Source organism: Arsenophonus endosymbiont of Bemisia tabaci Q2, assembly GCF_902713415.1.
Classification (GTDB): domain Bacteria; phylum Pseudomonadota; class Gammaproteobacteria; order Enterobacterales; family Enterobacteriaceae; genus Arsenophonus.
In genome coordinates this window covers 1-874 of record NZ_CACTIE010000049.1, presented here as the reverse complement: position 1 = coordinate 874, position 874 = coordinate 1, and the positions used below count along the sequence as shown (strand labels likewise).

The following is an 874-nucleotide window of genomic DNA, read 5'->3' as shown; positions in this document are numbered from 1 at the left end:
TGTTATCCAATCACGACAATTAGCCAACAAAAAACGGTTTTTCAAACTATACTATCATCTTAACCTCTGGCAATATGATAATGAACTAAGTTTAAAAGAGCCGATTATCATTAAAACGAAATTAAAGTTTCGATTACATAAAACTGTTATCATTTTAATTTGCTTCTTATTACTCATTTCCAATTATATACAAAGTGATGGTAAGAGTTTTAATAATAAACAGCTCCTGGCCATTCTTAATCAATTAACTATTAATGAACATATTCTCGATGCAAGTGTTTATCTTAATGATGGAACTAAAATTCAGCATGCAGGTGAAAAAGTTGCTTTACGAGAGCGGTTATCCCTTAATCACCCTCTATCCAACAGCTATGTTAACTATCAATTGGTTGTTCCAATCTTCGATACCAAAAAACCAAAAGGCTTTTTACGTTTAACCATTGATGCTCATCAATTTAGTATAGGATCTAAACAAATAGATAATATGGCTAATTTATTAAGGATTATGTTACTTTTAGCACTCACTATCGGTTTTGTTCTGGTTAATATTTTATCTAAATTAATTTCAATACACTGGCCAAAGTTACCTTTTTTATCAATAAGCAATAGTCGCTCGGCAAACAATCAGCAAAAGAAATAAAAATTGCTAAAAAGAAAGCAGACTAAAATCTGCTTTCTTGCGTGATTTAAATTTAATGATTTATAGCTAAGCGACTTAATTTTGATTACACCATATTGAGTGCGAACAAAATATCTGTTTCGCATCCGAGCGCTCTTTTTTGCATTTAGCTTGTGCCCATTTATGTTCAATTGGATTAAGATCTCGCGAATAGGTAGGCCAATATTCCACCATATGCCCCGCATCGATGATGAC

Annotated in this window: 2 protein-coding genes; one reads left to right on the top strand and one right to left on the bottom strand. The window is 32.0% G+C overall.

Features of this window, described 5'->3' with window-relative positions:
* Positions 1–640 (top strand): AhpA/YtjB family protein (locus ARSQ2_RS03015; protein WP_238334281.1); only part of this gene is annotated, 640 nt, incomplete at its 5' end.
* Here the strand turns inward: ARSQ2_RS03015 and ARSQ2_RS03010 are convergent.
* Positions 625–810: a hypothetical protein gene (locus ARSQ2_RS03010; protein WP_181994308.1), complete on the bottom strand. Its 186-nt coding sequence runs from the start codon at positions 808–810 to the stop codon at positions 625–627. The genes ARSQ2_RS03015 and ARSQ2_RS03010 overlap by 16 nt on opposite strands.
* Between the last annotated feature and the right edge of the window lie 64 nt (positions 811–874).